General features: G+C 72.8%; 24 protein-coding genes. 13 read left to right on the top strand and 11 right to left on the bottom strand.

Translation table 11 applies throughout. The features are described from left to right. Positions 1-4: 4 nt before the first annotated feature. Both ACQP04_RS15350 and ACQP04_RS15345 read right to left on the bottom strand, forming a co-directional pair. On the bottom strand, positions 5-1,414 hold the full coding sequence (locus ACQP04_RS15350) for an MFS transporter (protein ID WP_433507706.1): 1,410 nt from the start codon (positions 1,412-1,414) through the stop codon (positions 5-7). A 193-nt stretch (positions 1,415-1,607) separates the two neighbouring features. Further along, positions 1,608-2,456, bottom strand: a complete 849-nt coding sequence (locus ACQP04_RS15345) for an HpcH/HpaI aldolase/citrate lyase family protein (protein WP_433507705.1) — start codon at positions 2,454-2,456, stop codon at positions 1,608-1,610. Between the two features lie 141 nt (positions 2,457-2,597). On the opposite strand from ACQP04_RS15345, the gene ACQP04_RS15340 reads away from it, so the two are divergent. Then, on the top strand, positions 2,598-3,431 hold the full coding sequence (locus ACQP04_RS15340; protein WP_433507704.1) for a FadR/GntR family transcriptional regulator: 834 nt from the start codon (positions 2,598-2,600) through the stop codon (positions 3,429-3,431). 28 nt (positions 3,432-3,459) lie between these two features. Here the strand turns inward: ACQP04_RS15340 and ACQP04_RS15335 are convergent, their stop codons facing one another. Next, positions 3,460-4,251, bottom strand: a complete 792-nt coding sequence (locus ACQP04_RS15335) for a DeoR/GlpR family DNA-binding transcription regulator (protein WP_037048132.1) — start codon at positions 4,249-4,251, stop codon at positions 3,460-3,462. A 297-nt stretch (positions 4,252-4,548) separates the two neighbouring features. Here ACQP04_RS15335 and ACQP04_RS15330 point away from each other — a divergent pair, with 297 nt between their 5' ends. The 3 genes from ACQP04_RS15330 to ACQP04_RS15320 all read left to right on the top strand — a co-directional run bounded on the left by ACQP04_RS15330 (position 4,549) and on the right by ACQP04_RS15320 (position 7,506). Further along, positions 4,549-6,240, top strand: coding sequence for a sodium:solute symporter family protein (locus tag ACQP04_RS15330; protein ID WP_433507703.1), 1,692 nt, complete (start codon positions 4,549-4,551; stop codon positions 6,238-6,240). A 10-nt stretch (positions 6,241-6,250) separates the two neighbouring features. Next, a complete protein-coding gene (locus ACQP04_RS15325) occupies positions 6,251-6,568 on the top strand; it encodes a hypothetical protein (RefSeq protein ID WP_433507702.1) in 318 nt (105 codons plus the stop codon). A gap of 317 nt (positions 6,569-6,885) precedes the next feature. Further along, on the top strand, positions 6,886-7,506 hold the full coding sequence (locus ACQP04_RS15320; protein WP_433507701.1) for a YigZ family protein: 621 nt from the start codon (positions 6,886-6,888) through the stop codon (positions 7,504-7,506). On the opposite strand, the gene ACQP04_RS15315 is transcribed toward ACQP04_RS15320, so the two are convergent. The 6 genes from ACQP04_RS15315 to ACQP04_RS15290 form a co-directional block, all read right to left on the bottom strand. Beyond that, positions 7,503-8,114 carry a UdgX family uracil-DNA binding protein gene (locus ACQP04_RS15315; protein WP_433507700.1) on the bottom strand — a complete coding sequence of 204 codons (612 nt, stop codon included), beginning with the start codon at positions 8,112-8,114 and terminating at the stop codon, positions 7,503-7,505. The genes ACQP04_RS15320 and ACQP04_RS15315 overlap by 4 nt on opposite strands. A gap of 247 nt (positions 8,115-8,361) precedes the next feature. Beyond that, positions 8,362-9,078: a TetR/AcrR family transcriptional regulator gene (locus tag ACQP04_RS15310; RefSeq protein WP_433507699.1), complete on the bottom strand. Its 717-nt coding sequence runs from the start codon at positions 9,076-9,078 to the stop codon at positions 8,362-8,364. A 127-nt stretch (positions 9,079-9,205) separates the two neighbouring features. Continuing rightward, positions 9,206-10,747, bottom strand: coding sequence for a class I adenylate-forming enzyme family protein (locus ACQP04_RS15305; RefSeq protein ID WP_433507698.1), 1,542 nt, complete (start codon positions 10,745-10,747; stop codon positions 9,206-9,208). A gap of 37 nt (positions 10,748-10,784) precedes the next feature. After that, positions 10,785-11,555 carry a crotonase/enoyl-CoA hydratase family protein gene (locus ACQP04_RS15300; protein ID WP_433507697.1) on the bottom strand — a complete coding sequence of 257 codons (771 nt, stop codon included), beginning with the start codon at positions 11,553-11,555 and terminating at the stop codon, positions 10,785-10,787. Next, entirely contained in the window at positions 11,552-12,817 is a 1,266-nt protein-coding gene (locus tag ACQP04_RS15295; RefSeq protein WP_433507696.1) for an acyl-CoA dehydrogenase family protein, read from the bottom strand. The genes ACQP04_RS15300 and ACQP04_RS15295 overlap by 4 nt, the downstream gene beginning before the upstream one ends. Beyond that, the gene (locus ACQP04_RS15290; protein WP_433507695.1) at positions 12,814-13,992 is read right to left on the bottom strand and encodes an acyl-CoA dehydrogenase family protein; all 1,179 of its coding nucleotides are present in this window, start codon (positions 13,990-13,992) and stop codon (positions 12,814-12,816) included. The genes ACQP04_RS15295 and ACQP04_RS15290 overlap by 4 nt, the downstream gene beginning before the upstream one ends. Positions 13,993-14,202: 210 nt before the next feature. Between ACQP04_RS15290 and ACQP04_RS15285 the strand changes: the two genes are divergently transcribed. From ACQP04_RS15285 to ACQP04_RS15250, 8 genes are all read left to right on the top strand, one after another. Next, positions 14,203-15,579 (top strand): 4-hydroxyphenylacetate 3-hydroxylase N-terminal domain-containing protein, encoded by a 1,377-nt coding sequence (locus tag ACQP04_RS15285; protein ID WP_433507694.1) that lies wholly within the window; start codon positions 14,203-14,205, stop codon positions 15,577-15,579. Positions 15,580-15,727: 148 nt separating this feature from the next. Next, on the top strand, positions 15,728-16,960 hold the full coding sequence (locus tag ACQP04_RS15280; protein ID WP_037048120.1) for an ABC transporter substrate-binding protein: 1,233 nt from the start codon (positions 15,728-15,730) through the stop codon (positions 16,958-16,960). Between the two features lie 62 nt (positions 16,961-17,022). Beyond that, complete coding sequence (locus ACQP04_RS15275; protein WP_433507693.1) at positions 17,023-19,017, top strand: ABC transporter permease; 1,995 nt, start codon at positions 17,023-17,025, stop codon at positions 19,015-19,017. Next, on the top strand, positions 19,010-19,786 hold the full coding sequence (locus ACQP04_RS15270) for an ABC transporter ATP-binding protein (RefSeq protein WP_433507692.1): 777 nt from the start codon (positions 19,010-19,012) through the stop codon (positions 19,784-19,786). The genes ACQP04_RS15275 and ACQP04_RS15270 overlap by 8 nt, the downstream gene beginning before the upstream one ends. Continuing rightward, positions 19,779-20,522 carry an ABC transporter ATP-binding protein gene (locus ACQP04_RS15265; protein ID WP_037048112.1) on the top strand — a complete coding sequence of 248 codons (744 nt, stop codon included), beginning with the start codon at positions 19,779-19,781 and terminating at the stop codon, positions 20,520-20,522. Before ACQP04_RS15270 ends, ACQP04_RS15265 begins: the two co-directional genes overlap by 8 nt. Beyond that, entirely contained in the window at positions 20,519-21,361 is an 843-nt protein-coding gene (locus tag ACQP04_RS15260) for an alpha/beta fold hydrolase (RefSeq protein ID WP_433507691.1), read from the top strand. Before ACQP04_RS15265 ends, ACQP04_RS15260 begins: the two co-directional genes overlap by 4 nt. A gap of 41 nt (positions 21,362-21,402) precedes the next feature. Beyond that, positions 21,403-21,822 (top strand): MaoC family dehydratase, encoded by a 420-nt coding sequence (locus ACQP04_RS15255; RefSeq protein WP_433507690.1) that lies wholly within the window; start codon positions 21,403-21,405, stop codon positions 21,820-21,822. Between the two features lie 72 nt (positions 21,823-21,894). Continuing rightward, on the top strand, positions 21,895-22,281 hold the full coding sequence (locus ACQP04_RS15250; RefSeq protein WP_433507689.1) for a cupin domain-containing protein: 387 nt from the start codon (positions 21,895-21,897) through the stop codon (positions 22,279-22,281). Between the two features lie 170 nt (positions 22,282-22,451). Here ACQP04_RS15250 and ACQP04_RS15245 read toward each other — a convergent pair whose 3' ends face one another. Beyond that, positions 22,452-22,613: a hypothetical protein gene (locus tag ACQP04_RS15245; RefSeq protein WP_433507688.1), complete on the bottom strand. Its 162-nt coding sequence runs from the start codon at positions 22,611-22,613 to the stop codon at positions 22,452-22,454. A 115-nt stretch (positions 22,614-22,728) separates the two neighbouring features. Between ACQP04_RS15245 and ACQP04_RS15240 the strand changes: the two genes are divergently transcribed. Then, positions 22,729-23,250 (top strand): Hsp20/alpha crystallin family protein, encoded by a 522-nt coding sequence (locus ACQP04_RS15240; RefSeq protein WP_433507687.1) that lies wholly within the window; start codon positions 22,729-22,731, stop codon positions 23,248-23,250. A gap of 83 nt (positions 23,251-23,333) precedes the next feature. Here ACQP04_RS15240 and ACQP04_RS15235 read toward each other — a convergent pair whose 3' ends face one another. Next, a complete protein-coding gene (locus ACQP04_RS15235; protein ID WP_063739805.1) occupies positions 23,334-24,044 on the bottom strand; it encodes a GntR family transcriptional regulator in 711 nt (236 codons plus the stop codon). Positions 24,045-24,120: the final 76 nt, after the last annotated feature.

Raw genomic sequence — 24,120 nt, 5'->3', positions numbered from 1 at the left:
TCCTTCAGCTGCGCTCGATGTCCTCGAGCCGGCGGTTGGTGGTGCGCTCGCCGAACAGGGCCATGACCAGGCCCATCAGGAGCGCGGCGAGCGCCAGGTAGGTGAACACGCCGGCCAGGCCGGTCCCGGTGTACAGCGCGGCGACCAGGAAGCCCCCGAGTACCCCGGCGAGCCGGCCGGAACCGTTGGCGATGCCGGAGCCGAGCCCGCGCAGGTGCAGCGGGAAGACCTCGGCGATGTAGGTGTACAGCGTGGCGACGCCGGTCTGCATCAGCATGGCCGCGCCGAAGCCGCAGACGATGATCGCGGCGGGGTGGTCGATCAGGCCGAAGAGCAGCAGGAGCACCGCGACGACGACCTCGAGCACGAGGATCACCGTCTTCCGCTCGAACCGGTCGATGACCGGCAGCGCGAGCAGGGCGCCCGGCACCGCGGCGATGGCGAGGATCGACGAGTACGTGAGGCTCTCGGCCGTCGAGTAGCCGCGCTCGACCAGCAGCGTCGGCACCCAGGAGCTGAAGCCGTAGAACGACAGGATCAGGAAGACGCAGGCCGCCGCGGCGACCACGGTCTTGCGCAGCGTGGCGCCGCGCAGCAGCTCGGTCAGCTTCCCGGGCACGACCGGCCGGTCGGCGACGGGCGCCGGCAGCGGCTGTCCGGTCTTCTCCTCGGCCTGCGCCTCCAGCCGCGCGACGAGCTCCTCCTGCCGCGGGTCGCCGGTGCGGCCGTGCGCGGCGCACCAGCGGATCGACTCGGGCAGGGTGCGCAGCGCGACCACGCCGCCGACCGCGCCGAGCGCGCCGACGACGAAGATCCACCGCCAGGTGTCGGGTCCCATCGGCACGACGAGCCGGGCCACCCACGCCGCGATCGGCACGCCGGCGAGCCCGATGGCCAGCAGCAGCGCCTGGTAGCGGCCGCGCAGCGGCCGCGGGAACATCTCGCTCACCCAGACCAGCAGCACGCCGGTCATGGCCTGCAACCCGAAGCCGGTGAGGATGCGCAGCCCGCCGAGCATCAGCGGGCCGGTCGCCAGCGCGCTCAGCAGCGAGAACAGCGAGTAGAAGAAGACGGCGCCGATCAGGACCGGGCGGCGGCCGATGCGGTCGGAGAGCCGGCCGCCCGCGATCGCGCCGAAGAACATCCCGACGAAGCCCGCCGAGGTGATCGCGCCGACGCCGCCGATCGACAGCCCCCACTCGGCGCGCAGGGCGGGCGCGGCGTAGGCGAAGGAGTTGAGGTCGACCAGGTCGAACACGAACAGGAAGCCGAGCAGCCCCACCCAGCGACGGTGGGCCGGCGTGACGACCGGGATGCGGTCGAGCCGGGCGGCGAGGCCGGCGGTCGGTGCGCCGGTGGTCGGTGGGCGGGCGGACGCGCCGGAGTCGGTGGGTCGAGACGGTCCGGGTGTCATCGCGTGGCTCCCCTCGCGCGCTGCGGTGCGCGCTCGTCCCACCCCGCGCCGCGAGGCACGGGGGCGGCCGGGCGGGTCCCCGACCACTTGTCGCACGCTAATCATCAGACGTTTCGACGACAAGGGGTCGGCGCCAACCTCACCCGTCCTCGGCCGTGGGTCGGCCGTGGGTCGGCCGTGGGTCGGCCGTGGGTCAGCCGGACTCGCCGGCGCGCAGCAGCAGGGCCCGCGCCCGCTCCACCACCGGCTTGTCGATCATCTTCCCGTCGACGACGGCGACCCCGCCCGCCGCCGACGCCCCGACCACCGCGCGGGCCCACTCGACCTGCTCGGGAGTCGGCGAGAACGCGATCGTGACCGGCCCCACCTGCGCGGGGTGAATGCACATCTTGGCGGTGAAGCCCAGCGACAGCCCGTGCGCACAGTCCTCGAGGAGGAGCTGCTCGTCCCGCACCGCCGTCGTCACGCCGTCGATCGGGGCGCCCGCGCCGACGGCCCGGCTGCCCAGCACCAGCGCCGAGCGCGCGAACCGCAGGGCCTCCCGGTCGACGGGGTCGACGCCCAGCTCGCTCGCCAGGTCGACGCTGCCGAACCCGGCCCGCACCACGCCCTCGACCCCGCACACCTCGACGGCCCGGTGCACCCCGAGGGCGGTTTCGACCAGCGGCACGACCTGCGCCCCCGGGCCCAGAGCGGCGACCAGCGCGGCCACCTCGGCGGGGTCCTGCGCCTTGGGCAGCATGACCGGCACGGGGGCTGCCGTGACGGCGGCGACGGCCGCGACGTCCTCCTCGTACCACTCCGTGCCGGGCGGGTTGATCCGCACCATCCCCCGGTTCCCGGCGGCGAGCCACTCCCGGACGGCCTCGCGGGCGTCCGGCTTGGCCGCCGGCGCGACGGCGTCCTCGAGGTCCAGCACGACGAGGTCGGCACCGGACCCCGCGGCCTTGGCGAAGCGCTCCGGGCGGTCGCCCGGCACGAAGAGGAGGGTCCGCGTGCCGAGCAGGTCGGCGGCGGCGGTCGGGAGCACGGGGTCGGTCACGGTGTCGGACGTTTCCACGCCGGATCGCCCCGGTCCACCCCGGGCCGTGGGTAGGCTGCGGGGACGCGGCGGCCGCGCACCGGCCGGTGCGCATCCGCCGACGTCCCACGCCGGGGCGCGAGACTCCCGGAGCGTGATCACATGGCCCCGACCCCGGAGCGCCGCGACGCCGCGGCTCCCCCGGCCGACGGGGCGACGTCCGGCCGGGTGCCGTCCGGTCCCGCGGTCCGGGCGGGTGCGCCGGTCGCCCACCTGCGCGTCCAGCGCGTGCGGCCGGCCTACCGGCAGGTGGCGGACGAGCTGCGCTCCCAGATCATGCAGGGCATGCTCGAACCCGGCGCCCGCCTCCCCGCGGAGGCCGAGCTGACCAGGATGTTCGGCGTCAGCCGCTCCACCGTGCGGGAGGCCCTGCGGTCCCTGGCCAGCCAGCACCTCATCGAGACCCGGCGCGGGGTGCAGGGCGGGTCGTTCGTCAGCGCGCCGGACCCCACGAAGCTGGTCGAGGACGTCGGCAGCGCGCTCGGCGTCCTCGTCGCCACCCCGCAGCTCCGGATCGGCGACCTGCTCGAGGCCCGTCTGCTGCTGGAGCCCGCGGCGGCCCGGCTCGCGGCCCAGCGCGCCGACGAGGAGACCGTCGAGGCCCTCCGCGCCGCCGCCACCGCACCGCGGGACCCCCGCGACCCGAGCGGGTTCGTGCCGCACCTCGACTTCCACACCACGATCCTCATGGCCACCGGGAACCTGATGTTCACGATGATGGGCCAGCCGGTCGGCGACGTGCTGCGGACCAAGCTCGACCGCGCCGCCGTCGCCCGCGAGCAGTGGGACGAGGTCGACGGCTGTCACGCCACGATCGCCGAGCACATCGCCCGGGGCGAGGCGGAGCAGGCGGAGGAGGCGATGCGCAGCCACCTCCTCGACCTGCGCGAGCTGTACGAGCACCCCGGCACCTGGCGCGGCCGCCCCCGCCCCTGACGGTCGCACCGAACAGCCCCGCGGACGCTCAGCCGCGGGCGGGGGCGAGGACCAGCTGGTCCACCTCGCCCTCGAGCACCGCGCGGGCGTCGTCGTCGAGGCCGTCGTCCGTGACGAGGACGTCGGCCTCGGAGAGCTCGGCGATCGTGGAGATGCCGGCCGTCCCCCACTTCGTGCTGTCGGCGACCACCACGAGCCGCTGACCGGCCTCGACCAGCGCCCGGTCGGTCTCGGACTCCATCAGGTTCGGGGTGGTGAAGCCGCTGGCCGCGCTCATCCCGTGCACGCCGAGGAACACGACGTCGAGATTGAGCGAGCGCAGCGCCGCCACGGCGACCGGCCCGACCAACGCCTCCGACGGCGTGCGGATCCCGCCTGTCAGCACGACGGTGCGGTCGGGGCGGCGGGCAGCGTGCAGGACCTCCGCCACCGCCATCGAGTTGGTGACGACGGTGAGGTCGGCGACGTCGGTGATGCGGCGGGCCAGGGCCCACGTCGTGGTCCCCGCGGACAGCCCGATCGCCGTGCCGGGCTCGACGAACCGGGCGGCGGCCTCGGCGATGGCCTCCTTCTCCTCCTGCTGCCGGCCGGACTTCACGGCGAACCCGGGCTCGTCCGTGCTGGCCGCGACGGGACCCACCGCCGTCGCGCCGCCGTGCACCTTGTCGACGAGCCGCCGCCGGGCGAGGACGTCGAGGTCCCGGCGCACGGTCATGTCCGACACCCCGAACCGCTCGGCGAGATCGGACACGCGGACGGCGCCCCGCTCACGCACCTGTTCGAGGATGAGCTCCTGACGTTGACGCGCGAGGAGGCTCACGGCCGCACACCCTCGTCCCGCACCACATCGCACACAATGCAACGCCACCACACGGGCGTCAACGGGCCGAGCGGACAGATCCGTGCAGGATCCGCGCAGATCGCTCGGCACTGTCAGGCTGAAGGTTCGGTCTCGTTCGCACATACTCGACCGATTCAGCCTGTCGGATAATGTTCAGTTTCGCGCGGGAAGGGGTACCTTGCGTCCCGACACGTACCGCACCGGGACCGGCGAGGGAGCCGCTATGACGCGAACCGGACGGGGCCGCACGGCGGCCCGGCTGCGAGGCGGACTCGCATGACGACCATCCTTGCGCAAGGACAGACGGACCTCCGGCTCGACGCCAACGTCCTCGACTACCTGCTCGTCGCCTTCTACTTCGTGCTCGTGCTCGGCATCGGGTACGCGGCCCGCCGGTCGGTGTCGTCCAGCCTGGACTTCCTGCTGTCCGGCCGCTCGATGCCCGCGTGGGTCACCGGCCTCGCCTTCATCTCGGCGAACCTGGGCGCGCTCGAGCTGATCGGCATGGTCGCCAACGGTGCCCAGTACGGCATCCCGACCGTGCACTACTACTGGATCGGCGCGATCCCGGCGATGGTCTTCCTCGCCCTGGTGATGATGCCGTTCTACTACGGCAGCAAGGCGCGCAGCGTCCCGGAGTTCCTCTACAAGCGGTTCAACCGGACCACCCAGCGCGTGCAGGCCGTGATCTTCGCGCTGTCCTCCGTGCTGATCGCCGGTGTGAACCTGTTCTCGCTCGGCCTGCTGCTGGAGGCCCTGCTCGGCTGGTCGCTGGGGGTGGCGATCCCGGTGGCCGCGCTGATCGTGCTGGCCTACATCACCCTCGGCGGGCTGTCGGCGGCGATCTACTCCGAGGTCCTGCAGTTCTTCGTCATCCTGGCCCTGCTCGTCCCGCTCACGATCTCGGGCCTGGCCCGGGTGGGCGGCTGGAACGGGCTGAAGGAGGCCATCACCGCCGGCCCCGGCGGCGCCGAGCAGCTCTCGTCCTGGCCGGGCACGTCGCTCACGGAGATCGCGAACCCGGCGCTCTCGGTGATCGGCATCGTGTTCGGCCTCGGGTTCGTGCTGTCCTTCGGCTACTGGACCACCAACTTCGCCGAGGTCCAGCGCGCGCTCTCGGCCAAGAGCATGTCCGCCGCGAAGCGCACGCCCCTGATCGGCGCCTACCCGAAGGCGCTCATCCCGCTCGTCATCATCATCCCCGGCATGGTCGCCGCGGTGCTGGTGCCGCAGCTGCAGGTGCTCAAGTCCGGCGGCACGACGGACGTCACCTACAACAACGCGCTGTCGCTGCTGATGAAGGAGGTCCTGCCGAACGGCATCCTCGGTGTCGCCATCGCGGGTCTGCTGGCGGCGTTCATGGCCGGTATGGCGGCGAACATCAGCTCGTTCAACACCGTGTTCACCTACGACATCTGGCAGGACTGGGTGAAGCCGGGCAAGTCGGACCACTACTACCTGCAGGTCGGCAGGTGGATCACCGTGATCGGCTGCGTGCTCGCCATCGCCACCGCGTTCATCGCGTCGGGCTCCGGCAACATCATGGACTACCTGCAGTCGCTGTTCAGCTTCTTCAACGCACCGCTGTTCGCGATCTTCATCCTCGGCCTGTTCTGGCCACGGATGACCGGCACGTCGGCCTGGACCGGGCTGCTGTCGGGCACCGCCGCGGCGGTCGTCGTGAACATCCTGGTCACCAGCGGCGTGCTCGCCCTGTCCAGCCAGGCGGGCAGCTTCGTCGGCGCCAGCGCGGCGTTCATCGTCGGCGTGCTGGTGGCGATGGGGGTGTCGATGGTCAGCACCCCGAAGCCCGCGTCCGAGCTCGGCGGGCTCGTCTGGAGCCTGACGTCGAAGGAGGAACGCACCCACGAGAGCCACGGCGAGGACAGCGGCTGGTACCGCAGCCCGACGATCCTCGCGGTGGGCGTGCTCGCGCTGACCACCATCCTCTACATCATCTTCTGGTAAGGGACGGGCCATGACGGAACCGGAAGGCCCCGTGGCGGGTCAGGACACGCCGGTCTCGACCACCGCGTCGCGGCTGTTCGACCTGCGGACGGTGCTCGCGCTGCTGTTCTCGGTGTACGGGATCGTGCTGCTCATCGTCGGCCTCGTCGCGACCGACCAGGCCGACATCGCGAAGGCGGGGGGCTGGAACGTCAACCTCATCACGGGCATCTCGATGCTCGTGCTCGCGGCCTTCTTCATCCTCTGGGTCCGGCTGCGGCCGGTGAAGGCCCCGGTCGAGGAGATCGAGGGGACGGCCGGCGACACTGCCGGTCCCCCCGGACACTAGAGCCGGACCGTGCCCGGTCGGCTCCGCGGGGCGTCAGCTGCGGGAGCCGACCGGGTACTGCGGGTTGAACGCGTGGAGCGTCCAGTTGTCGAAACGGCGGACCGTGCTGCGGACCGTGGTCCAGAACGTGCTCATCTCTTCCTTCCCATCAGGAACTTCCTCTGTCGTGAGGGCCTGTCGCCGGTCCCTCGCCCCGTGTGACGAGCCGATCTTCTGAATCGTTACCGAACTCCGTGGTAACGCGAGCGGTGTCACAGCGCGTACCCGAGAACGGGGATGACGGCGAGCCGGTCACGCCGCCCGGTAGCGTCGCCGGAATGCCGGACCCGCTGCTCGTGATCGCCCGGGACGGCGAGCACGAGATCGAGATCCAGCGCTCCCGCTTCCTCTGCCGCCTGGTCCGGGTGCCCGACGCCGAGGCCGCCGCCGCGGTGATCGCCGAGGTCCGCCGCGAGCACTGGTCGGCCACCCACAACTGCACGGCCTTCCGCGTCGGCCGTGCCGGCGAGGTCCAGCGCTCCTCGGACGACGGCGAGCCCGCCGGCACCGCGGGCGTCCCGATGCTCGAGGTGCTGCTGCGGCGCGAGCTCACGGACGTCGTCGCCGTGGTCACCCGCTACTTCGGCGGCGTCAAGCTCGGCGCCGGCGGGCTCGTGCGCGCCTACGGCCGGGCCGTGTCGGAGACGGTCGACGTCGTCGGGGTGCTCCGCCGCGTCCGGCACACCCGCTTCCTGCTCGCCGTGCCGCACGCCGACGCCGGCCGGCTGGAGAACGCCCTGCGCGCGGCTGGGTACCCGGTCGTCGACGTCGGCTACGGACGGGACGTCGCGATCACCGCCACCGCCGCCGACCCGGAGGGGTTCCACGGCTGGCTGGCCGCGCAGACCGGCGGGAGCGTCGAGGCGGTCGAGGTGGGCGAGGTCGACGTGGAGATCTAGGGCCGCGCCCCCGCGATGACTTTCAGGTCGGCGACGAAGGCGGCCAGCAGCTCCTCCCGCTCCTTCGGGTCCGACCGCAGGATCGACGACGGGTGCACCGTCGGCACGACCGTGCGCCCGTCCTGCTCCAGCAGCTCGCCGCGGTGGTCGGTGATGCGGAAGTCCTGACCCAGCAGCGACTTGGCCGCGACCGCGCCCAGCACCCCGACGACGGGCGGCCCGACCAGCCGCAGCTCGGCGTCGAGCCACGGGCGGCAGGCCCGGACCTGGCGCACGGTCGGCTGCTTGTGGATGCGGCGCTTGCCACGCTCCTCGAACCGGAAGTGCTTGACCGCGTTGGTCACGAACACCTCGTCGCGGGCGATGCCGGCCTCGTCGAGGGCCTGGTCGAGGACGCGCCCCGCCGGGCCGACGAAGGGCTTGCCCGCCTTGTCCTCCTGGTCGCCGGGCTGCTCGCCGACGAGCATCAGCCACGCGCTCCGCGGGCCCTCGCCCCCGACCGTCGGCCCGGCCGCCTTGTAGAGCTCGCACCCCGTGCAGTCGGCCTCGACCTCGCGCAACTGGTCGAGGTCGGTCACGGACGGGGCGTCGGCGGCGGGCTCGGTCATGCGGGAACAGTGCCCGGCCCGGGACCTGGCGAAACTCCCGACTCGCGCTACCGGGAACTCGCGACTCGCGCTACCGGATCCCCCGACTCGCGCTACCGGAACTCGCGACTCGCGCTACCGGAACCCCCGACTCGCGCTACCGGAACTCGCGACTCGGGGGGCCGGAGCTCCCGACTCGCGCTACCGGAACTCGCGACTCGGGGGGCCGGAGCTCCCGACTCGCGGGGGCCACGGCGCGACCCGCGGGTCAGGCCGGGGCGGTACCGGCGGCCGTGCGCCAGGAGGTGGAGTCGTCGACCCCGATCGTGCGCGCCCACACCGTGGTGAGCGACTCGAGCACGTCCTCCTCCTCGAACGGCTTGCCGAGGGAGAGCCAGACGTAGCAGGTGTGGTCGGCCATCGCCCCCAGCACCTGCACCGTCATGAACGGGTCGAGCGTCGGGTCGGCGATCCCGTCGGCCTGCTGCCGCTTGAGCACCCGCTCGAGCTGGGCCAGCCAGGCCTCCCGGACGTGCAGCCGCGTCTCGCGCATCTCCGGGGTGAACGTGCCGACCTGCTCCATCAGCGCGATCATCCGGGCGTTCTCCCGGTAGACCTCGATGTAGCCGCGCAGACCGGCCCGGATCCGCTCCCGCATCGACGCGTCGGGCGGGACCACCGTGGCGGCCGCGACGTCGGCCATCATCCGCTCGACGACGATCTCGCAGACCTCGCGGAAGATCGTGTCCTTGGAGTCGAAGTAGCTGTAGAACGTGCCCTGCGCGACCCGGGCCTCGGCCACGATGTCGGCCACCCGGGCGTCGACGAACCCCTTGCGCTCGAACACCGTGTGGGCGGCCTCGAGCAGCTGGTCACGGCGCTGCTGCCCCTTGTCGGTCTGCGGGCCGCTCTCCCGCCGCTGCTGCTGCGGGTCGCTGGCGCCGGTCACCCGCCTGCCGCGGGTACTGCCGCCGCGCGATGCCATCGTCCGTCCCTTCGGAGCCGTCCGGCCCCCCGTCATCGCGGCCCCCGAGGCGGGATCCGGCCGCGCGTCCCACCGTCCGGACGGACGAGTCTACCGGCCGTGACCTGCGCGGTCGCCGCGCGGGCGGTCACGACCCGGTCCGTCTGAGCTCGCGCTTGAGGATCTTGCCGCTGGCGTTCATCGGCAGCTCCTCGCGGACGACGACCTCCGCGGGCACCTTGTACCGGGCGAGCCTGCCCCGGCACAGCTCGACGAGCTCGGCGGCCAGCTCCTCGTCCGTCCCGGTCCACGAGGGCGCGGTGACGAAGGCGCGCACGGTCTCGCCCCAGTGCTCGTCCGGCACCCCGACCACGGCGCACTGCACCACCGCCGGGTGCTCGGCCAGCACCGTCTCGATCTCGACGGGGTAGATGTTCTCGCCACCCCGGATGATCATGTCCTTCTTGCGGCCGTGCAGGTAGAGGTAGCCGTCCTTGTCCCGGTAGGCCATGTCGCCCGCGCGGAACCAGCCGCCGGCGAAGGCCCGCTCGGTCTCCTCCGGCATGTCGAGGTAGCCGTCCATGACCATGTCGCTGCGGGTGGCGATCTCGCCGACCTCGCCGACGGGCACGTCGTTGAGGTCCTCGTCGACCAGCCGCAGCGCGATGCCGTAGCCGGGGCGCCCGATCGAGCCGAGCAGCTCGGTGCGTCCGGCGAGCGCCAGCCGGTGCTCCTCCGGGGTGAGGAAGGCCTGCAGGCCCGCCTCGGTGCCCGCGCCGAAGAGCTGCAGGAAGTCGCAGTCGAAGACGTCCATCGCGCGGCGCAGCAGGGTCGGCGACATCGGCGCGGCGCCGTAGTAGATGAGCCGCAGCCGGTCGTAGGTGTGGTCGGCCACCCCGGGCTGCTGCAGCAGCGTGCTGATCATGGTCGGGACGAGGAACGCCCCGGTGATCCGGTCCTCCGCCATGAACCCGAGGACGGTCGCCGGGTCGAACTGCGGCAGCAGCAGCGAGGTGAACCCGGTGGCCACGCCGCCCAGCAGCCCGGCGATCCCGGTGACGTGGAAGGCCGGGGCGGCGACGTAGCGGATGTCGTCCGGGCGCGGCTGGTTGGTGATCATCCCGTGCTCGACGATCGCCTTCATCATCCCCTGGGACTGCAGCACGCCCTTCGGCGTGCCGGTCGTCCCGGAGGTGAAGGCCAGGCCGAGCAGGTCCCGGTCCTGGCAGACGACCGGCGGCTCGACGTCCTGCCCGGTCTCCACGAAGCCGTCGAACGCGGTCTCCATCTCGATCACGAGGCGCAGCGACGGGTGCTGGTCGGCGATGCCGGTCAGCAGGTCGGCGTACCGGGCGTCGTGGAACATCGCGACGGCCTGCCCGCGCTCGAGGAAGACGTCCACCTCGGGCCGCATGAGCCGGTAGTTCAGCGGCATGTAGACCGCACCGAGCTTCAGGCAGGCCAGCACGATCTCGACGTACCGGTGCGAGTCGAGCGCCAGCACCGCCAGCCGGTCGCCCCGCCCGATCCCGTGCGCCTGCAGCGCCGAGACCAGCTTGTTGACCCGGGAGTTGGTGAGGGCGAACGAGTGCTCCGTCCCGTCGGGGAACAGGAATGCCGCCTTGTCGGGGTGGCGCGCCGCGGACAGCGGGAGCGCCTCGCCCAGGGAGAACGCGAGCGGGGCCGTCATGGGATCTCCTCGTCGAGAACCGATGGGGAACGAGCTGCTACTTGCCGCGCCAGACGGGCGCACGCTTCTCCGCGAAGGCGAGCGCGCCCTCGCGGGCGTCCTCCGAGGAGGAGATGGGATCGGCGACCTCGCGCTGGCGGGCCCACTTCTCCTCGGCGGGCCAGCCGAGCGACTCGGCGACGATCTTCTTGCTGATGCGGACGGCCAGCGGGCCGTTCGCGGTGATCTCGCCGGCCAGCGCGAGGGCCGCGTCGAGCGCCCCGCCGGTCGGTACCAGGCGGTTGACCAGGCCGAGCTCGGCCATCCGCGTGGCGGGCATGTGGTTGCCGGTCAGGGCCAGCTCCATCGCGACGTGGTACGGGATGCGCTCGGGCAGCCGCAGCAGGCCACCGCCCGCCGCGACCAGGCCGCGCTTGGCCTCCGGGATGCCGAACGTGGCCCCCTCCCCCGCGACGACCAGGTCGCACGCCAGCACGATCTCGCAGCCGCCGGCCAGGGCGTAGCCCTCGACGGCCGCGATCAGCGGCTTCTCCGGCCCGCGCTCGGTGACCCCGGCGAACCCGCGGTCCCCGACGTAGGGCCGCTCGCCGCGGACGAACGCCTTGAGGTCCATCCCGGAGCAGAACGTGCCGTTCGCGCCGGTCAGGATGCCGACGCGCAGGTCCGGGTCGGAGTCGAGGCGATCCATCGCCTCGGCGACCAGCTCCGCGAGCCGCGAGTTCACGGCGTTGCGGGCCTCGGGGCGGTCGAGGGTGACGAGCAGCACACCCTCGACCGGCGTCGTGACGTGGACGGGCTCGGTGGTCACCCGCGGCCCCTCTCGTTGAAGGGCAGGTGGCGCTCGGGATCCGGGTCCTTGGGCAGCCCCAGCACCCGCTCGGCGATGATGTTGCGCTGGATCTCCGAGGTCCCGCCCGCGATGGAGTAGGTCTTCATCGCGAGGAAGCGGTCCGCGGCCTCGCTGCCCTCCGCGGGGTCCCAGGCCACGGCGCCGTCGGCCTCGAGATCGGTGCCGAGCACCCCGAGCTTCTCCGCGAGCACCGAGTGCGCGAGCTTGCGGATCGAGCCCTCGGCGGTCGGCGCGGCGTCCCCGGAGGCGACGAAGCTGCGCACCGTGGTCATCTGGAGGACCTTCTCCTCCACGTAGGCCTCGAGCAGCCGGTCCCGCAGCACCGGGTCCTCCCAGGACCCGTTCCCGACGGCGCGGCCGACCAGCTCGTCCGCCTCCCCCGGCCCGACGGCGGGGCGCCCGGACAGCCCGTTGCGCTCCTGCATCAGGGTGGTGATCGCGACCGACCAGCCCTGGTTGACGGGGCCGATCCGCGCGGAGTCCGGGACCACGACGTCCGTCAGGAAGGTCTCGTTGAACTCGGCGTTGCCGGTCATCTGCTTCAGCGGCCGCGGCTCGACGCCGGGCGTGCGCATGTCCAGCAGGAAGTACGTGATGCCGCGGTGCTTCGGCGCGCTCGGGTCGGTGCGGGCCATGAGCAGCCCGAAGTCCGCGAGGTGGGCGTAGGAGTTCCAGACCTTCTGGCCGTTGACCAGCCAGGTCCCGTCCGCCTGCTGGACCGCCCGGGTCGACAGCCCGGCCAGGTCCGAGCCCGCGCCCGGCTCGCTGAACAGCTGGCACCAGAACTCGCGGCCGCGGCGCAGCGCGGGCAGCCGCTCGGCCTTCTGCTCCGGGCTGCCCCACTCCAGGATCGTGTGCCCGGCCAGGACGAGCCCGACGAAGTCCCGGTTGTGCCGCTCGGCCCGGTACCGCGCCAGCGTCTCGGTGACGACGGCACCGCGGTCCGCGGGCAGCCCCAGCCCGCCGTGCTCGACGGGCCAGGTCGGCGTGGCCAGCCCGGAGTCGCCGAGCAGGTCGAACCAGGCGGGCCCGCGCTCCGGGTCCTCGCGGATGGCCTCGACGGCGGCCAGGTCGCCGCGCGCCACGGCCGCCTGCCAGTCCTCGGGCAGGTGGGCCCGCAGCCAGGCCTCGACGGCGGCGATGATCTCCGCGTCCGAGGCGCCGGCGGCGAGCGTGACCCGCTCGGTGACGGGTTGGGTGCCGGGTTCTGTCACGGTCATGCGGGGATCCCCTCGGTGGTCGTGCGCGCGGGCACGGTGGGCACGAGCGCGGGAACGAGCTCGGCCCTGGCCAGCTGCGGGGAGCCGAGCAGCGCCCGGTCGGCGCGGGCCCGGCGGAGGTAGAGGTGGGCGTCGTGCTCCCAGGTGAAGCCGATGCCGCCGTGCAGCTGGATCGCGTCGAGCCCGGTCTGCAGGAAGGCGTCGCCGCAGTAGGAGCGGGCGATCGCGGCGGCCTGGGCGAACTCCGGCGTGCCGGGCTCCTGCCAGGCGGCCCAGTAGGCCGCGGAGTGCGCCATCTCCTGCCGGACGGCCATGTCCGCCAGCCGGTGCTTGACGCCCTGGAAGGAGCCGATGAGCCGGCCGAACTGGCGGCGGGTGCGGGCGTACTCGGCGGTGAGGTCGGTCGCCGCGGTCATCCCGCCGACCTGCTCGGCCGACACCAGCACGGACGACACCGCCCGGGCCCGGGCGAGGACGGCGGCCCCGCGAGCCGGGTCGCCGACGGCACGTGCGGGTGTCCCGTCGAGGGTGATCCGCGCGGCGCGGCGCGTGAGGTCGAGGGTCTCCAGCGGGGTCCGGGCGAGCCCCGCGGCACCGGCCTCGACCAGGTAGGGAGCCGGCCCGTCGGGCCCCCGGGCGGCGACGACCAGCAGGTCGGCGTCGCCGCCGTCGAGGACGACGGGCACGGTTCCGGTCAGCCGCCCGGCCGCGTCGGCCGTGGTCGTCACGACGGGCTCGCCGGCCGGACCCCAGGCCTCCACGGCGAGGGCCGCGGTCAGGGAGCCGTCGGCGATCCGGGGCAGGTACTCGGCGGCCGGCCCGCCGTCCGGGCCGTCCTCCCCGCCGTCGGCGGCGAGCAGGACGGGGGCGGCGAGCCCGACGGTCGGCAGGAACGGGCCGCCGTACAGCACCCGCCCCATCTCCTCGACGACGATCGCGAGGTCGAGCAGGGTGCCGCCGAAACCGCCGTACCGCTCGGGGAGGGCGAGCCCCTGCAACCCGACCTGCCCGGCGAGCTCGGACCACAGCGCGGGGTCGTGCCGCTCCCCCGCCTCGGCCAGCTCGCGGGCCCGCGCCACGGGCGCCCGGTCGGCGAGCACGCGCCGCACGGTCTCGCGCAGCCCACGGTGCTCGTCGGTCCACCCGAACTCGGGTTCACGCTGCTCTGCGTACACGGCCGACAGCGTGCAGCGGATGTGACGTCGGTGTCAATCTCACTTTTTCATACCGCCTGCGAGCTGCCCGATCGTTCGCAAACTGGTGGTTGACATGACCGGAGTCACGGTCGATATTGCCACATGACGACGACGTCACAATCACTCGCCGGACCCTCCTGGGCCGGCCGCCGGCGTCGTCCATCCGCCGACGATCTGGAGCGCCAACGCATGCTGACCGGCCAGGAGTACAAGGAGTCCCTCAAGGACGGCCGGAAGGTCTACTTCCAGGGCAGGCTCATCGAGGACATGGACGCCGAGCCCGGCCTGTCCGTCCCGCTCAACGCCGTCGCGGACGGCTACGACAAGTACTACTCGTCCGCCCCCGACGCCGTGAACCCCGTGGTCAGCGCGCCGCGCAGCGTGCAGGAGCTGCGGGACCGGATCCCCGAGCTCATGGAGCTCGACCTGGTCCTCAATGTGACCTACCAGTCCCTGATGACCGTCCTGGTCGCGGCGGGCCGGCTGGAGGGCGCCGCCCCGCAGTACATCCCGCGCATCGAGGCCTACGTGGAGAAGGCCCGCCGGGAGGACATCCGCATCACCGAGTGCATCACCGACGCCAAGGGCAACCGCAGCCTCCACCCGGGCAAGCAGGAGGACCCCGACGCCTACGTGCGGGTCGTCTCCCGCAGCGACGACGGCGTGGTCATCCGGGGCGCCAAGCTGCACATCAGCGGCGCGGCGCTGGGCCACGACCTGATGGTCATGCCGACCAAGACCATGCGTCCCGGCGAGGAGGACTACGCGATCGCCTGCGCGGTCCCGGTCAACTCCCCCGGCGTGCACATCACCAACACCACGTACCACCCGCTGCACGGCGACCCGCGGGACTTCCCGGTGTCGTCGCACGAGTCCATGCCGGACTCGATGTGCATCTTCGACGACGTGTTCGTCCCCAACGAGCGGGTCTTCCTCGACGGCGAGACCGAGCACGCCGCGGTGTTCGCGCACTCCCTGGGCCTGTGGGAGCGCCTCGGCGGGATCTCGTTCATGGTGCAGCAGGCGGACGAGCTGGTCGGGCTCGCGCACCTGATCGCCGAGGCCAACGGCACGGCGAAGGTCTCCCACGTCCGGGAGAAGATCGACGAGATGATGATCCACGCGACGCTGCTGCGGGCCGGGCTCGAGGCCGCGATCGCGAACGCGCACAGCACGCCCGAGGGCTACTACTACCCGGACGACATGTTCACGAACGTGACCAAGTACCAGGGCGCGTCGCAGTTCGGCGTGATGGTGCGCCACCTGCACGACATCGCGGGCGGGGCCGTGGTCACCGCGCCGTCGATGGCGGACTTCGAGAACCCGACGCTGCACCCGTACCTCGAGAAGTACATGAGCACGGGCGGCGGGATCTCGGGCGAGTACCGCTCCAAGCTGTTCCACGCGATCCGGGACACCACGGCCGACGCCTACGGCGGCTGGCACCTGGTGACCAACATCCAGTCCGGCGGTGGGCTCTACGCCCAGCGCCTGGTGACCCGCAAGAACTACGACCTGGACCGGGCGCGCGCGCTCGGCCTGAAGGCCGCCGGCCTGGCCAGCTGACCGGCCCGGCCCGCTCCTCCTCCCCCGACGGAAGCAGGCCCGGCGGGACGCGCCCCCGACGACGTGGGCGCCCCCGCCGGGCCGCTCCCCCCTGCCCGCGCACTCCCCCGATGAACCCAGCGTGTCCCGCCGAAAGGGATGGATCTCGATGAAGAGAACGCTCGCCGCCGTCGCGTCCGCCGCGGCCGTGGCCCTCGCACTCGCCGGCTGCAGCTCCGGCGAGGGCTCCTCCGACGCCTCCGGCGGCCTCACGGGCGAACCGGTGGTCGTCGGCGTGCTCGCCCCGATGGACGGCGCGACCGCCTACCCGCAGACCGGCTACGGCGCCCAGGCGGCCGAGCGGTACGTCAACGAGAAGCTGGGCGGCATCAACGGCCGGCCGCTGAAGATCGACCTGTGCGCCGGCGACGGCAGCCCCGAGACCGCGGTCAACTGCGCGAACCAGTTCGTCACCGAGAACGTCGTCGCGGTGTTCGACGCCTACGACGGCTCGGTCGGCGGTGCGGTCCCGGTCCTCACCGCGGCCAAGATCCCGATCATCGGCGAGCTCGGCGCCACCGCGGTGGTCGACTCGCTCCCCTGGGGCCAGTCCTTCTACTTCTCCGGCCCGCTCGAGACCAGCGCGCTGGGCATGGTCACGATCCTCGACCAGATCGGCAAGAAGAACGCCTCACTGGCCGTCACCGACGGTCCGCCGAGCCACGGCTACGTGGACAAGCTGGTCATGCCCGCGGCGAAGAACCTCGGCATGAACGTCACGCCGCTCTACGTGCCCGGCAACAACATGAACTTCAACGTCATGGCCGCCACCGAGCTGTCCACCAACCCGGACGTCGCGGGCATCATCGCCCTGACCGAGGACGGCTGCACCGGCCTGTTCAAGGCGCTGCGCGCGCAGGGCTACGACGGCACGATCTTCGCGGGCTCCTGCTCGCAGTTCATCGCGGAGATGAAGGCGGACGCCGCGGGCGCGATCGTGCAGCCGCGCGTCTGGGTGCCGGCGTCGAAGGCGAACGCCCCGGCCGAGGTCCAGCAGCAGCTGGACGACTTCGCCACCTCCATGGAGGAGATCGACCGCGGCGACCAGCAGTCCGCCCGCTCGCTGTACTCCTTCGCGGGCATGGTCAACCTGGCGAACGTGCTCAAGGGCGTCCAGGGCGAGATCAACCCCGACACCGTCACCACGGCGATGAAGAACGTCAAGGACATGCCGACGTTCGCGGGCCCGAAGGTGACCTGCGACGGCCAGCAGTGGGCGAACCGGCCGGCCTCCTGCAGCCACGAGGCGATCTTCTTCGAGGTCCAGCCGGACGGCTCGATGAAGCCGGTCGACCCGAACGGCTTCATCGCCCTCGACCCGTCGAAGATGAGCGCCGCCTAGCCGGCCCCGGGCGGATCCCCTGTCGCACAGGGGATCCGCCCTCTCTCTGAGGAAGGATTCCCGTGGGGACGATCCTGCAGTTCGTGGTCCTCGGTCTGGGGCTGGGTGCGATCTACATCGGCCTCGGCACCGGCCTCCTGCTGGTGCACCGCGCCACCGGCATCATCAACTTCGCCCAGGGCGCCATGGCCATGTGGGGCGCCTTCGTCTTCGCCCAGCTCCGGCTGGACGGCACGCTGGTCTTCCCGATCGGCTCGATCGAGCTCGAGCGCCGGCCGCCGGTCGCGGTCGCCGCCCTGATCGGCCTGGCGACGGCGTTCCTGCTCGGCCTGCTCGTGCACTACGTGATCTTCCGCCCGGTGCGCCACGCCCCGGTGCTGGCCCAGGTGGTCGTGTCCGTCGCGGTGATGATCACCCTCCAGGCCCTGGTGGTGCTGCGGTTCGGCCCGAACAACATCGACGTCGACTCGCTGATCCCCGAGGACTCGTTCACCCTGCTCGGCGCGGACATCCCGACCCGCGAGCTCATCATGGCCGCGATCATGGTGCTGCTCGCCGCCGCGGTCTGGGCCTACCTGCGCTTCACCCGCGCCGGCGTCGCCACCCGTGCGGCGTCGGAGAACGAGCGCGCCGCGGTGCTGATGGGCTTCTCGCCCGACCGGCTGGCCGCCGTCGCGCAGGTCGTCGCGATCATGCTCGGCACGGTCGCCGTCATGCTGGGCAGCTCGCTGACCGGCCTCAACGCGGACAACTACACCCTGCTCGTGGTCCCGGCCCTGGCGGTGCTGCTCGTCGCCCGCATGGAGTCGATCGCGATCGTGGTCGTCGCCGCGCTGCTGATGGGCGCCTTCCAGTCGCTGATCAACCTGCTGATCACCAAGCCGTTCTGGCCGCAGTGGGCGCAGTCCGGTCTCGACCAGGTCGTCCCGTTCGCGGTCGTCATGGTCATCCTGTTCGTGCAGGGCAAGCGGCTGCCGTCCCGCGGCTCGCTGCAGACCGTCCGGCTGCCGGACGTGTCGATCCCGAAGTTCAAGCCGATCCCCGCCGTGATCATGCTGGTGGTCGGTGTCGCGGCGCTGTCCTTCACCCAGGGCACGTGGCGCTTCGGCGTCACCACGTCGATCATCGTGATGCTGCTGGCGCTGTCCTACGTGGTGCTCACCGGGTACCTCGGCCAGATCTCGCTGGCGCAGGGCGCGTTCGCCGGCGCCGCCGGGTTCTGCCTGTCGAAGGTCACCACGAACTGGGGCATCCCGTTCCCGATCTCGCTGATCCTCTGCGCGCTCGTCGCGACGGGGCTCGGCATGCTGGTGGCGCTGCCCGCCTTCCGGATCCGCGGGGCGCAGCTCGCGATCGTCACGATCGCGGCGGCGCTGGCCATCGAGCGGTTCGTGTTCAACAACTACACACTGAGCCCGCCCGAGGGGAACCCGATCGCGGACGCGACACTGTTCGGGCTCAACCTGGGCGTGCGCGAGGGCCGTGACCTGGCCCGGATCTCGTTCTCGGTCATGGTGCTCGTCATCGCCGCGATCCTGGTGTGGATGTTCATCCGGGTCGCCTCCGGCGACACCGGCCGGGCGTTCCTCGCGGTGCGCGCCAACGAGCGCGCGGCGGCGTCCAGCGGCATCGACGTGCGCAAGACCAAGCTGATCGGCTTCGCCATCTCGGCGTTCATCGCCGGCATCGCGGGCTGTCTGATCGGCTTCAGCCGCGGCCAGCTGTCCGCGGAGTCGTTCAGCGTGTTCGCCGGGCTCCAGGTGCTCGCCGTGGCCTACCTCGGCGGCATCACGAGCGTGGGCGGCGCGATCGTGGCCGGTGTCCTCGGCCCGCTCGGCATCGTCTACACGCTGCTGCGCGGCGTGTTCGACCTCGGCGAGTACTACGCGCTCATCTCGGGCCTCGGCCTGATCATCACCGCCCTGCTCAACCCGGTCGGCATCGCGGGCGCCACCCGCGAGCAGGTCGCCTGGGTCAGACGGAAACTCTCGCGCTCGGGGCCACCACCGTCCACGGTGCCCGAGGCGCCGGCGCCGAAGGAGCCGTCCCGTGTCTGAGCCCGTGTCCGACAAGGGACTGCACACTCGCGACCTGACGGTCCGCTACGGCGGCCTGGTCGCCAACGACTTGGTGACCATCGACGTGGAGCCGGGCAAGGTCGTCGGGCTGATCGGCCCGAACGGCGCGGGGAAGACGACCTTCGTCGACGCCGTCACCGGGTTCACCGCCTGCGAGGGCGAGATCCTGCTCGACGGCACCCGCATCGACGCGCTGCCCCCGCACGAGCGGCGCACCGCCGGGCTGTCCCGGACCTGGCAGTCCGGCGAGCTCTTCGGCAACCTGTCCGTCGCCGAGAACCTGCTGGTCGCGGCGCGGACCGGAGGGTGGCGCACGCTGGTGCGGGACATCTTCGTCCCGCGCCGGAAGAAGAGCGACGACGTCGTCGCCCGCGCGCTCGACGTCGTCGGGCTGGGGGACGTGGCGGACACCCTCGCCCGGGACCTCTCGCTCGGCCAGCAGAAGCTGGTCGGCGTGGCCCGTGCGCTGGCGGGCGGCGCCGAGGTCCTGCTGCTGGACGAGCCCGCCGCGGGCCTGGACTCGATGGAGAGCCAGTCCTTCGCGGGCCGTATCCGGTCGATCGCCGACTCCGGCCCCGGGGTGCTGCTGATCGACCACGACATGTCCCTGGTCCTGGGCGTCTGCGACACGGTGACGGTGCTGGAGTTCGGCAAGCAGATCTTCACCGGCACCCCCGCCGAGGCCCGGACCGACCCGACGGTGGTGGCGGCCTACCTGGGCGCCCCCGTGGAGGCCACCCATGCCTGACACGCTCCTGGAGACCGAGGACCTGGCCGCCGGCTACAACGGCGTGCCGGCGATCCGTGGGCTCTCCCTGTCCGTCGGCCCGGGCGAGGTCGTCGCGCTGCTCGGGCCCAACGGCGCCGGCAAGACGACGTCCCTGCTCGCCATGGTCGGGCTCGTCCCGCTGCTCGGCGGCGAGGTCCGTGTGCTCGGCGCCCCGCTCGGCCGGCGCAAGCCCCACCAGATCGCCCGGTCCGGGGTGCTGCTGGTGCCCGACGACCGCGGGATCTTCTACGGCCTCACCGTCCGCGAGCACCTGCGGCTGGCCGGCCGCAAGGCCGACCCGGAGCGCGAGGCGCAGGTCCTCGACCGGTTCCCGGTGCTGCGGAACCTGGACTCGCGGCGCGCCGGGCTGATGTCCGGCGGCGAGCAGCAGATGCTGGCCATCGCCAAGGCACTGCTGGCCCGGCCGAAGGTGCTGATCATCGACGAGATGAGCCTCGGGCTGGCGCCGAAGATCGTGCAGGAGATGCTGCCGGCGATCCGGGACCTCGCCAAGGAGGACGGCATCGGGCTCGTGCTGGTCGAGCAGCACATCGAGCTCGCGCTGTCGATCGCCGACCGGGGCGTGATCCTCAACCACGGGCGCGTCGTCCTCACCGGGGCGGCGGGCGACCTGCTCCGCGACCGGCACCTCGTCGAGGCGGCCTACTTCGGCGCGGACCAGTTCGCCGACACGGAGGGCACGCTCGCCGGATGACCGCCGTCCTCGGCCCGGCGACCGCCACCGCGGCCGACGGGGTGCCGATCGCCTACCGCCGCCGGCCCGGCCCCGGCACGGTGCCGCTGGTGCTGGTCCACGGGACGTCCGCGCACGCGGGCTGGTGGGAGCACCTGCTGCCCGCGCTGCCGGAGCGGTTCGCCGTGGTGAGCATGGACCTCGCCGGGCACGGCGACTCCGGGCGACGCGCGGTGTACGACCTGGACTCCTGGTCCGGCGACGTCCTGGCCGTCGTCCGGGAGGCCTTCGGCGGGCCGGCGGTGCTGGTCGGGCACAGCGTCGGCGGGCTCGTCGTGGCCGGGGCGGCGGTGCTCGACCCGGCCGCCTCGGCCGGCACGGTGCTCGTCGACTCGATCGTCGTCGACGGCTCCCCGGCCGAGGCCCCGGAGTGGCGCCCGCCGCGGGCCACGCGGATCTTCGCCGACCTCGACGAGGTGGCCGCCCGGTTCCGGCTCACCCCGCCGCAGCCGGAGGCCGATCCGGGCGTGCTGCGCGCGATCGCCGAGGGCTCGGTGCGGCCGGTGCCGGGCGGCTACGCCTGGAAGGTCGACCCGCTGATCTTCGGCGCGGTCGGCAGGCGGGGCATGTGCACGCGGCTGCCCGACCTGCCCGGCCCCGTGGCCGTCGTCCGCGGCGAGCTGTCGGTGCTGGTCCCGCCCTCGGCGGGGGCCGACCTCGCCGCGCTGACCGGGCGCCCGGTGCCCCAGTTCGACGTCCCCGGCGCCCACCACCACCTGATGATCGACCACCCCGTCGAGCTGGCCGCGGCGCTGCGCGAGGCGCTCGCCGTCGTCGCGCCCGACCGTTCGAGGAGCTGAGTGCCCTGACCGCCTTCGCCGCCGTCCCCGACCTGCTCGCCGTGGCCCCCGGCACGGAGCTGGGCCACAGCTCCTGGCGCGTGGTCGAGCAGCCGCGGATCGACACCTTCGCCGACGCGACCGACGACCACCAGTGGATCCACGTCGACCGCTCGCGGGCCGCCGACGGGCCCTACGGCACCACGATCGCGCACGGCATGCTGACGTTGTCACTGGTACCTACCATGATCGGCGAGGTCGCCACGGTCCCCTCGGCGACCTTCGGCCTCAACTACGGCTTCGACAAGGTCCGCTTCACCGCCCCGGTCCCCGCCGGCTCCCGCGTCCGCGCCGCGGTCAGCGTGGTCGGCGCCGACCCGGTGCCCGGCGGGGCCAAGGTGACCTTCCGCGCCGTCGTCGAGCTGGAGGGCTCGGACCGCCCCGCCTGCATCGCCGACATGATCATCGTGTGGATGGAGTAGGGCCGGCACGGGTAGACGTCGCGACGAGGGTCGCTCCGGACGAGCGGCGCCGCACCACCGGAAGGATCCGCCGTGCCCCCGATCCTGCATCCGCCCGCCGCCTGCGACGGGTCCTCGCGCAGCCACCGCTTCGTCGCCCCCGACCCGCAGGGCTGGCATTCGGTCGCGTTGATCGAGTGGGAGCTCACGGCCCAGGAGTGGGTCGACCGGCACCCGCACGACGAGTTCAACTACGTCCTCGAGGGCACCCTCGTGGTGGAGTGCGACGGCGTGACGGTCGAGGCCCCGCAGGGCAGCGTCGTCCACGTCCCTGCCGGCTCGACCGGCCACTACCGGCCCCCGACCACGCCCGGATGCTGGCGATCTACGGCCCCAACCCCGACGGCGCCCCCACCGAGATCGGCGGCCTCCGCTCTCTGGAGTAGCCCGGGGGCAGGGACCCCGGCGCGTAGGCGGTAGAGGCCCTTCCCCGTTCATGATCGCGGGTCGTGGAGCGAAATCCGCGCTGAGCGCGGTTCCCCTTCCGGTACCGGCGATCACTTGAGCCCGTTGCGGTGCAGGAGCCGCTCGAGCGCGGTCGACGCACCACGACTCGCGCCGCGTCGTCGCTCCCCGGCCCGGGTGGAGGCTTACTCCTCGGCGAACGGCTCTCCGCACCGCCAGCATCGGTCCGGTGGAGCCGCGGGGTCGTCGGTGGGCATGGCTCCGCAGGCCGGGCACAGCTCGTGCAGCCAGCAGACCGGGTCGCCGCCCGGCTCGTCGTCCTGGTCGTCGTCGTGCGCCTTCGTCACCCCACCACTGTGACGCGTTCCACCTCCTCGTGGCGGGAATTGAGTCGACTCGACTCAGGTTTACTCAGTCAGACGCTGCGAACCCCGCCAGCGACCCGCATCGAGGAGACACACGATGAGCACCCTGATCCCCCGCCGCGACCCCTTCTTCGCCGACTTCGACGCCCTCGTCCGGCGCGCCTTCGGCCCCTCCCCCGTGCGCTTCGCGCGTCCGGAGAGCGGCTTCACCCCGGCCGCCGACGTGACCCGCGACGGTGCCGACGCCCTGGTCTCCCTGGAGGTCCCGGGCCTCGACCCCGCCACCGACGTCCACGTGGACGTCGAGGAGGGCCGCCTCGTCGTGCACGGCGAGCGTCGTGACGAGCGGAACGAGGAGAGCGAGGGCCGCCGGGTCCGCGAGGTCCGCTACGGCTCCTTCCGCCGCAGCTTCGCCCTCCCCCGGCACGTCACCGCCGAGGCGGTGAGCGCCTCCTACGAGGCGGGCGTGCTGAAGGTCCGCGTGGCCGGCGCCTACGCCGAGCCGCAGAAGCCGGGCGTGACCAGCATTCCGGTGCAGGTCCCGACCGCCGATTTGCCGGCGCAGGAGTCCCCTGAGGCCTCCCCGGAGGGCACCGAGAAGGGTTCCGAGCAGGAGTGACCCGGTCGGCCGGCACCCCGGCCGACGGACGACGACGGCACCCCGCCCGACGGGCGGGGTGCCGTTTCATTGTCGGTGGACCGCTACGACCCCGCCCGGCCCACCCCGTCGAGGGCGGCGAGGCCGGTCGCGGCGGCGTGCTCGAGGTGCTCGATGCAGAGCCGCTCGGCGGAGGCGACATCGCGCGCGGTGATCGCGTCGACCAGGGCTCGCATCTCCACCGCCATCTGGGCCGCGCGTCCGGGCTGCGACATGGACGTGGCGCGCAGCAGCCGGACCCGCGCCTGCACCCCGCCGAGGATCTGTTCGATCGTCGGGCTGGCCGCGCCGGCGAGCAGCTCGGTGTAGAAGAGGTCCTTGTCGCGCAGCAGCCGGTGCATGTCCGCGCCCGCCTCGACGTCCTGCTCCAGCGCGGTGACGGTGGCCCGGAGCCGGTCGTGGTGCGCGGCGTTCGCCCGTTCGATGAACCGGCGCACGGTGAGCGCCTCCAGCGAGGCCCGCACCGCGTAGAGGTCGCGCGCCTCGTCGGCCGAGGGCTTGTAGACCATCGCCCCCTTCTGCGGCACGGTGACGACGAGCCCCTCGGCGGCCAGCTCGCGCAGCGCCTCGCGGATCGTCGCGCGGGACACCCCGGTCTGCTCGATCAGCTCGCGCTCCACGAGCCGCTGCCCCGGCTGCAGCTCGAACTCGAGGATCGCGGTGCGCAGCCCGTCGATGACCTGCTCGCGCAGGGGCGCGGCGATCCGGCCGACCCGGATCCCGCGGAAGGTGCCCGTCTCCTCACCTGCCGTCACCAGGCGCACAGTAGTCGGACCCGCGCCGCTGCCGGGCCGCCGTGGCGCGTTCGCACGCTCCGCGGCGGCCCGGGCA

The organism is Pseudonocardia halophobica, assembly GCF_050948485.1.
Classification (GTDB): Bacteria; Actinomycetota; Actinomycetes; order Mycobacteriales; family Pseudonocardiaceae; genus Pseudonocardia; species Pseudonocardia halophobica.
Note: the sequence above shows the minus strand (reverse complement) of the source record. Positions and strands in the feature narration are given on the sequence as shown.

What these genes read in the sequence shown, in the direction of transcription:
- ACQP04_RS15350 (WP_433507706.1), bottom strand. Translation starts at nt 1,414, where the DNA reads ATGACACCCGGACCGTCTCGACCCACCGACTCCGGCGCGTCCGCCCGC.
- ACQP04_RS15340 (WP_433507704.1), top strand. Translation starts at nt 2,598, where the DNA reads ATGGCCCCGACCCCGGAGCGCCGCGACGCCGCGGCTCCCCCGGCCGAC.
- ACQP04_RS15330 (WP_433507703.1), top strand. Translation starts at nt 4,549, where the DNA reads ATGACGACCATCCTTGCGCAAGGACAGACGGACCTCCGGCTCGACGCC.
- ACQP04_RS15325 (WP_433507702.1), top strand. Translation starts at nt 6,251, where the DNA reads ATGACGGAACCGGAAGGCCCCGTGGCGGGTCAGGACACGCCGGTCTCG.
- ACQP04_RS15320 (WP_433507701.1), top strand. Translation starts at nt 6,886, where the DNA reads ATGCCGGACCCGCTGCTCGTGATCGCCCGGGACGGCGAGCACGAGATC.
- ACQP04_RS15315 (WP_433507700.1), bottom strand. Translation starts at nt 8,114, where the DNA reads ATGACCGAGCCCGCCGCCGACGCCCCGTCCGTGACCGACCTCGACCAG.
- ACQP04_RS15310 (WP_433507699.1), bottom strand. Translation starts at nt 9,078, where the DNA reads ATGGCATCGCGCGGCGGCAGTACCCGCGGCAGGCGGGTGACCGGCGCC.
- ACQP04_RS15305 (WP_433507698.1), bottom strand. Translation starts at nt 10,747, where the DNA reads ATGACGGCCCCGCTCGCGTTCTCCCTGGGCGAGGCGCTCCCGCTGTCC.
- ACQP04_RS15295 (WP_433507696.1), bottom strand. Translation starts at nt 12,817, where the DNA reads ATGACCGTGACAGAACCCGGCACCCAACCCGTCACCGAGCGGGTCACG.
- ACQP04_RS15285 (WP_433507694.1), top strand. Translation starts at nt 14,203, where the DNA reads ATGCTGACCGGCCAGGAGTACAAGGAGTCCCTCAAGGACGGCCGGAAG.
- ACQP04_RS15280 (WP_037048120.1), top strand. Translation starts at nt 15,728, where the DNA reads ATGAAGAGAACGCTCGCCGCCGTCGCGTCCGCCGCGGCCGTGGCCCTC.
- ACQP04_RS15265 (WP_037048112.1), top strand. Translation starts at nt 19,779, where the DNA reads ATGCCTGACACGCTCCTGGAGACCGAGGACCTGGCCGCCGGCTACAAC.
- ACQP04_RS15260 (WP_433507691.1), top strand. Translation starts at nt 20,519, where the DNA reads ATGACCGCCGTCCTCGGCCCGGCGACCGCCACCGCGGCCGACGGGGTG.
- ACQP04_RS15240 (WP_433507687.1), top strand. Translation starts at nt 22,729, where the DNA reads ATGAGCACCCTGATCCCCCGCCGCGACCCCTTCTTCGCCGACTTCGAC.